Source organism: Streptomyces sp. NK15101 (assembly GCF_020400725.1).
In the GTDB taxonomy this organism is placed as follows: domain Bacteria; phylum Actinomycetota; class Actinomycetes; order Streptomycetales; family Streptomycetaceae; genus Streptomyces.
Map to the genome: position 1 here is coordinate 51317 of NZ_JAINVG010000046.1, position 6054 is coordinate 57370.

The window sequence follows — 6054 nt, forward strand, 5'->3', positions numbered from 1 at the left end:
TCTTCAAGCATCTTCCATCATCATCGCGCACTCTTCTTGCAAGGAGATCGGCATGACCCCCACTCGCACAGCCGTGGAGATCGACTCCCAGCCGACGACCTGGCGCCAGGCGGCCCGCACCCTGTCCCAGCACGTCGCGGCCCTGCCCCGACGCGGCGAGCGGGTCGCGGTGATCGGCTGCGGCACCTCCTGGTTCATGGCCCTCGCCTACGCGGAGCTGCGCGAATCCGGCGGCCATGGCGAGACCGACGCCTTCGCGGCCTCGGAATTCCCCTACGGCCGCCGCTACGACCGGGTCCTCGCCATCACCCGCTCCGGCACCACCAGCGAGGTCCTCGCCGTCCTGTCCCGGCTGCGCGGCACGGTCCCCACCGGCGCGATCACGGCCGACCCCACGACCCCCGTGATGGACCTGGCCGACGAGGTCGCCGTCCTCGACTTCGCCGACGAGGAGTCCGTCGTCCAGACGCGCTTCGCGACCACCGTGCTCGCCCTGCTCCGCGCGCACCTGGAGTCCGAGGACGCCCTCCCGGAGGGGCTCGCCACCGTCGAGGACGCCGCCCGCGATGCCGAGCGGGCCCTCGCCTCCCCGCTCGACGAGAGCGTGCGCACGGCGGAGCAGTTCACCTTCCTCGGCACCGGCTGGACCTACGGACTCGCCCTGGAGGCGGGCCTGAAGATGCGCGAGGCGGCCGGCGCCTGGACCGAGGCGTACCCGGCCATGGAGTACCGCCACGGCCCGATCAGCATCACCGGCCCCGGCCGGGTGACCTGGGGCTTCGGCGCCCTGCCCGCGGGACTCGCGGACGAGGTGCGCAAGGTCGGCGGCACCCTCGCCGAGAGCGACCTCGACCCGCTCGCCGAACTCGTCCGCGCCCAGCGGCTCGCCGTCGCCGTCGCCGAGGACCGGGGGCTCGACCCGGACACTCCCCGGAACCTGACCCGCTCCGTCGTCCTCACCGACGTCCGTGCCTGACCGCCCCTCCGCCCCCGCTCACCGCCCGGGAGAAGCACCATGCCGCTGACGCCCACCGACGAGATCGTCCGCCGCGCCCGCGCCGCGGGCACCGGGGTGGGGGCGTTCAACGTCCTCCAGCTCGAACACGCCCAGGCCATCGTGGCCGGCGCCGAGGACGCCGACCGCCCGGTCGTCCTCCAGATCAGCGAGAACACCGTCCGCTACCACGGCGCCCTGGAACCGGTCGCGCTCGCCTCCCTGGCCGTCGCCCGCACCGCCAAGACCCCCGTCGCCGTCCACCTCGACCACGCGGAGAACCCCGACCTCGTCCGGGAGGCCGTCGCGCTCGGCCTGGGCTCGGTCATGTTCGACGCCTCGAAGCTCCCGTACGCGGAGAACGTCGCCGCGACCCGCGAGGTCGTGGAGCACTGCCACAGCCACGGCGTCTGGGTCGAAGCCGAACTCGGCGAGGTCGGCGGCAAGGGCGGCGCCCACACCCCGGGCGTGCGCACGGACCCCGAGGAGGCCCGCGCCTTCGTCGCCGCCACCGGCGTCGACGCCCTCGCGGTCGCGGTCGGCAGCGCCCACCAGATGGTCACCCGTGACGCCGTCCTCGACTTCGGCCTGATCGCCCGGCTGCGCGCGGCCGTCGACACCCCGCTGGTCCTGCACGGCTCCTCGGGCGTCTCGGACCCGCACCTCACCGCGGCGATCGCGGCGGGCATGACCAAGGTGAACGTCTCCACCCACCTGAACAAGGCCTTCACCGAGGCCGTCCGCGCCCACCTCGCCGAGCACCCCACGACGGTCGACCCCCGCACGTACCTGACCCCGGCCCGCGCGGCCGTGGCCCGCGAGGTATCCCACCTCCTGGCGGTGCTCTCGCCCTGACTCCGGCCCGCACGAGACCTCCTGAAGCGCCGTCAGGAGGCTCGTCGGGCAAAGCAGGCCTACGCGTCCTGGACGACCGGCTCCGCGACGAAGAGGGGGATCTCCCGGTCGGTCCTGCGCTGGTAGTCGGCGTAGTCCGGGAACGCCGCGACGGCCCGTTCCCACCACGCCTGCCGTTCCTCGCCGGTGACCAGGCGCGTCTTCATGTCCCACACCTGCGTGCCGTCGCGCAGCTCGACCAGGGGCGTGGCCACCAGGTTGTGGTACCAGACGGGGTGCTTGACCGCGCCGCCGTTGGACGCGACCAGCGCGTACGCGCCCTCGTGCTCGACCCGCATGAGCGGGGTCTTGCGGAGCTTGCCGCTCCGGGCGCCGACGTTCGTGACCAGGACGACGGGGAGGCCCCGCATCGTCGTGCCCTCGGTGCCGCCGGACGATTCGTACAGCTCGACCTGGTCGCGCACCCACTTCGTGGTGCTGGGCTCGTACTCGCCTTCGAGGGGCATGGTGCGTGTCCTTTCGGATGGCGTCCGGCGGTGCCGGCCCGGGTGCCTCCGACGCTATCCGACACCTCGCGACTCGCAGCAGGGGAACAGGCGTACGGGGGCGTTCCCGGGAGGAACCTTCCCGCACGCACCGGACGTTGAGAAGATCGTCGGCACGACCGTCCGGCCCCGGCCCCTTCAGGAGCATCTGGTGCACACCCTCGCGTACGCCGACGTCAAGACCGCCGCCGACCGGATCCGCGGCCACGTCCGGCCCGTCACGGTCGCCCCCGCCGAGCCCGCAGACGGGCCGTACGAGCTCCACCTCGCGCTGGAGCTCATGCAGCACACCGGCTCCTTCAAGGCCCGCGGCGCGCAGAACTTCCTCCTCGCCCACCGGGAGGAGGGCACCCTTCCCGCCGCCGGCGTCACCATCGCCTCCGGTGGCAACGCCGGCCTGGCCTGCGCCTGGGCAGCCCGCCGGCAGGGCGTCCGCGCCACCGTCTTCCTCCCCGCCACCGCTCCCCAGGTGAAGATCGACAAGCTGCGCGGCTACGACGCCGACGTACGGCTCGTGGGGACGGAGTACGCCGAGGCGCTCGCAGCCTGCGAGGCGTTCGCCGCCGACACCGGCGCCCTCGCCTCCCACGCCTACGACCATCCCCTGATCGCCGCGGGGGCCGGCACCCTCCTCGACGAGATCCACCAGCGGATCCCGGACCTCGACACCGTCGTCGTCGCGGTCGGCGGCGGCGGACTCTTCGCCGGGGTCGCCACCGCCGCCCGGCACCACGGCATCCGCACCGTCGCCGTCGAGCCCGAGAACTGCCGCGCCCTCGACGCCGCCCTCAGGGCCGGACACCCCGTCGACGTGACCGTCGACTCCGTCGCCGCCGACGCGCTCGGCGCCCGCCGCGCCACCCCCCTCGCGGTGAGCGCCGCCCAGCGGGAAGGCGTCCACTCCGTCCTGGTGACGGACACCGACATCGTCCGCGCCCGCCAGGCCCTCTGGGACGACCGCCGCCTCGCCGTCGAGCACGCCGCCGCCACGGCCCTGGCCGCCCTCGCCACCCCGGCCGGCGCACGAACCGGCTACCGCCCGGCGCCGGGCGAGAAGATCTGCGTCGTCCTCTGCGGAGCCAACACCGACCCGACGGACCTCACCCGCCCGCAGGCCACCGCCGGGCCCGGCGTCCGGACCGGGGAGGCGGAGGTCCACTCGGGACGCGGGCCGACGGGGGACCGCTGAGGACGAGGCCGGCGGTCGTGCCGCCGAACCCCGCCGACCACGAGGATCGCGTACCCGATCCGCTCCGGACCCGCCTCGGCCCGGTAGGCCGTGACGACCCCGGACTCCTCAAGCCGCCGCACCCGGAAGCGGCCGCGGACACTCCCCGCCGTGGCCGCCCGCCCCTCCCGACACCGCACCCGAACGGAGCCGTCATGACGACAGCCGACGACCACACCCTCCTCCGCCGCGCCATCGCCCTCGCCGCCGAGGCGCGCGAGGGCGGCGATCCCCCGTTCGGGTCGCTCCTCGCGGCCCCGGACGGGACGGTCCTGGCAGAGGAGCGCAACACCACGCTCACGGACCGGGACATCACCGCGCACCCCGAACTGAAGCTCGCGCGGTGGGCGGCCCGGAAACTGGACCCGGCCACGGCGGCCAGGACCACCATGTACACCAGCTGCCAGCCGTGCGGCATGTGCGAAGCGGTCATCCGGCAGGCGGGCCTCCGCCGCGTCGTGTACGCCCTCTCCGACGAACAGCTCCTCGCCATCCGCCCGGCCGGCGGACGCCCGCCCGTACCGCAGGAGGGCCCGGCGCTGCTCGACGAGGTACGGGCCGTGGTCGAGGGGTACTACCGCTGAACCGGGCGCGGGCGCGAGGGCCGGTGCGAGGCGGGGCTCCGGATGCCTCAGGATGGGAGCCATGACCGAGATCCTCACCCCCCGGCTCCTGCTCCGCCGCTGGAGCGACGACGACCTCGTCCCGATGGCGGAGATCAACGCCGACCCCGAGGTCATGCGGTGGATCGGCGACGGCTCGGTCCGGGACCTGGAGCAGACCGCGGAGGCCATCGAGCGGTGCGAGGAGGAGTGGGACGAGGAGGGCTTCGGGATCTTCGCCGTCGAGCTCCTCGGCTCCGGCGAACTCATCGGCTTCGCCGGTCTGTCCGTGCCGGAGTTCCTCCCGGAGGTGCTCCCCGCCGTGGAGATCGGCTGGCGCCTGGGCCGGCAGTTCTGGGGCCAGGGGTACGCCTCCGAGGCCGCCCACGCGGTCCTGGAGTTCGCCCTCCAGGACCGCGGGCTCGACCGGGTCGTCGCCATCACGCACATCGGCAACCGGGCCTCCGAGAACGTCATGCGCAAGCTCGGCATGGTCCCGGAGCGCGAGACGCACCACCCGGTCCTCGGCGTTCCCCTGCGCGTCTACGCCATCGACCTCACCGAGTACCAGGCGTGATCACCGGGACCTCGCCGGAGGGCCGTCAGTGGCGCTCCGGCAGGTCCCGCTCCGCCGGCAGCGACGAGAAGTCGCGGGCCGCGGACGGGGAGGCGGCGCGCGAGGACGCCGCCGCCGGCTTCTTGCCGCAGAACGCCGCCTCCAGCGTTCCGCCGAGCGCCGTGTTGGCGGCACCGTGGTTCGAGGTGTTCGCCACGGCCGACAGGCTGCGCCGGCCGTCGCGGGTCGAGAAGGCGTACGTGTAGAAGCCCTGCACGGTCCCCGTGTGGCCGAACACCTGGGTGCCGCAGGACAGGTCGTAACGGCGCAGACCGAGGCCGTAGAACCGGGTGTTGGTGGTGTCCGTCGGCGTGACCGTCGTCATCTCCTCCAGCATCGCCGGGGACAGCAGGCGGCCGCGCATGAGCGCCCTGGTGAAGGTGTTCAGATCGGCGGGGCTGGAGATGACCGCGCCGGCGGACTGCGCCCAGGACACGGTCTGCTCCGTGGAGTCCACGAGCGGGTCGCCGGCCGCGTCCGGGTGCAGATAACCCCGCACGTGCAGGCCCTTGATGCGCGTGTCGGGGTGGACGTACGAGGTCCTGCGCAGCTTCAGCGGCTTGAAGATGCGGTGCTCGTACGCGTCGGCCACCGGCCGGCCCGTGAGCTTCTCGATGAGCATGCCGACGACCACGAAGTTCGCGTTGGAGTACTTGTACGCCACGCCGGGCTCGGTGGTGCGGGGCTCGCTCAGGGAGAGGTCCACGAGTTCCTGGTAGCTGAAGACCCGGTTCCGCACGGCCTCGAAGCCGGGCACGGTGTCGGCGAACATCGCGTTGGTGTAGTCGGCGAGCCCGCTGCGGTGGGTGAGGAGGTGCCGGACCGTGATGCGGTCGTCGGGGAGCAGGCCGGGCAGGTACCGGTTGACGGACGCGTCGAGCTCCAGCCGGCCCTCCTCCACCAACTGCAGGAGCACGACCGTGGAGAACGTCTTGCTGACGCTTCCGATCCGGAAGCGCGCGTGGATGTCCATCGGAGCCCCCGTCGTCCGGTCCTGGACGCCGACGGTCCGGCTCTCGACCCCTTCCGGGCCGGTGAAGCGGGCCATCGCCCCCGGCGCGCCGTTGGCCATGGCCGAGTCGAGCGCGGCGGTCACGCCCTCCATGTCCGGGGCGGGAGCCGCGGACGCGGCGGTCGTCGTGGCGGGGGGGAGGGGAGTGGCGAACGCGCTGGTGGCGGCCGCGCCGATCGTCCGCTCCAGCCGCTCGGCGGGG

7 protein-coding genes are annotated in these 6054 nt (G+C 73.7%); 5 read left to right on the forward strand and 2 right to left on the reverse strand.

All coding sequences use genetic code 11. The features are described 5' to 3' along the window. The first annotated feature begins 52 nt into the window (after positions 1–52). Entirely contained in the window at positions 53–976 is a 924-nt protein-coding gene (locus tag K7G60_RS23735) for an SIS domain-containing protein (protein WP_225802954.1), read from the forward strand. Between the two features lie 39 nt (positions 977–1015). Further along, positions 1016–1849 carry a class II fructose-bisphosphate aldolase gene (locus tag K7G60_RS23740; protein ID WP_225802955.1) on the forward strand — a complete coding sequence of 278 codons (834 nt, stop codon included), beginning with the start codon at positions 1016–1018 and terminating at the stop codon, positions 1847–1849. A 59-nt stretch (positions 1850–1908) separates the two neighbouring features. Here K7G60_RS23740 and K7G60_RS23745 read toward each other — a convergent pair whose 3' ends face one another. After that, positions 1909–2355 (reverse strand): nitroreductase family deazaflavin-dependent oxidoreductase, encoded by a 447-nt coding sequence (locus tag K7G60_RS23745; protein ID WP_225802956.1) that lies wholly within the window; start codon positions 2353–2355, stop codon positions 1909–1911. Positions 2356–2545: 190 nt separating this feature from the next. Between K7G60_RS23745 and K7G60_RS23750 the strand changes: the two genes are divergently transcribed. The 3 genes from K7G60_RS23750 (at position 2546) to K7G60_RS23760 (ending at position 4801) form a co-directional block, all read left to right on the forward strand. Beyond that, the gene (locus K7G60_RS23750; RefSeq protein ID WP_225802957.1) at positions 2546–3583 is read left to right on the forward strand and encodes a serine/threonine dehydratase; all 1038 of its coding nucleotides are present in this window, start codon (positions 2546–2548) and stop codon (positions 3581–3583) included. A gap of 194 nt (positions 3584–3777) precedes the next feature. Beyond that, positions 3778–4206, forward strand: a complete 429-nt coding sequence (locus K7G60_RS23755) for a nucleoside deaminase (RefSeq protein WP_225802958.1) — start codon at positions 3778–3780, stop codon at positions 4204–4206. A gap of 61 nt (positions 4207–4267) precedes the next feature. Further along, a complete protein-coding gene (locus tag K7G60_RS23760) occupies positions 4268–4801 on the forward strand; it encodes a GNAT family N-acetyltransferase (protein WP_225802959.1) in 534 nt (177 codons plus the stop codon). A gap of 25 nt (positions 4802–4826) precedes the next feature. Here the strand turns inward: K7G60_RS23760 and K7G60_RS23765 are convergent, their stop codons facing one another. Beyond that, a complete protein-coding gene (locus K7G60_RS23765) occupies positions 4827–6041 on the reverse strand; it encodes a serine hydrolase domain-containing protein (protein WP_263986241.1) in 1215 nt (404 codons plus the stop codon). Between the last annotated feature and the right edge of the window lie 13 nt (positions 6042–6054).

Excerpts from the sequence above, each read along its gene's own strand:
- K7G60_RS23735 (WP_225802954.1), top strand. The coding sequence starts at position 53 with ATGACCCCCACTCGCACAGCCGTGGAGATCGACTCCCAGCCGACGACC.
- K7G60_RS23740 (WP_225802955.1), top strand. The coding sequence starts at position 1,016 with ATGCCGCTGACGCCCACCGACGAGATCGTCCGCCGCGCCCGCGCCGCG.
- K7G60_RS23745 (WP_225802956.1), bottom strand. The coding sequence starts at position 2,355 with ATGCCCCTCGAAGGCGAGTACGAGCCCAGCACCACGAAGTGGGTGCGC.
- K7G60_RS23755 (WP_225802958.1), top strand. The coding sequence starts at position 3,778 with ATGACGACAGCCGACGACCACACCCTCCTCCGCCGCGCCATCGCCCTC.
- K7G60_RS23760 (WP_225802959.1), top strand. The coding sequence starts at position 4,268 with ATGACCGAGATCCTCACCCCCCGGCTCCTGCTCCGCCGCTGGAGCGAC.